The organism is Anaerotignum faecicola, assembly GCA_024460105.1.
GTDB lineage: Bacteria > Bacillota > Clostridia > Lachnospirales > Anaerotignaceae > JANFXS01.
Genome location: JANFXS010000297.1, coordinates 1 through 447 on the forward strand (window position 1 = coordinate 1; position 447 = coordinate 447).

1 protein-coding gene is annotated in these 447 nt (G+C 42.1%); it reads right to left on the reverse strand.

The features are described from left to right. The coding region (locus tag NE664_14055) for a carbohydrate ABC transporter permease (GenBank protein MCQ4727758.1) at positions 1 to 447 on the reverse strand (447 nt) is incomplete at both ends.

Here is a 447-nt window from a genome sequence, read left to right on the forward strand (position 1 = left end):
TGCTTCTGTGGTTCAGCACATTCAGCTTGCCGCCATAGATACTCACCAGAGGAATCATAATCGCCTGGAACGGAATAATCATAGAAGCCACCATCAAAACAAAGGCAGTCCTGGAAACCGCATTGTTATTCCGCACAATATAATAGGCCAGCATAGCCGCCAGAAGTGTAACGAGTGCCGTTGCAAATACCGTTACAATCAAGGAATTCTTAAACGCGTTTAAAAAATCCATCTGAACAAAAGCCTTCACGAAGTTATCAAACGACAGCCCTTTAATCGTATACAGCCAGGAAAATGGGCTCTTGATAATATCCCGTTTCTGTTTCAGGGAATTGATCACCACCATGTAGAATGGGAACATGTAAAGAATAAATATAACAATCAATCCTGCTGTAGCCACAAGATCTGTTTTTTTTCTCTTTTTACCGCTTCCTGCCTTCTCTCCTG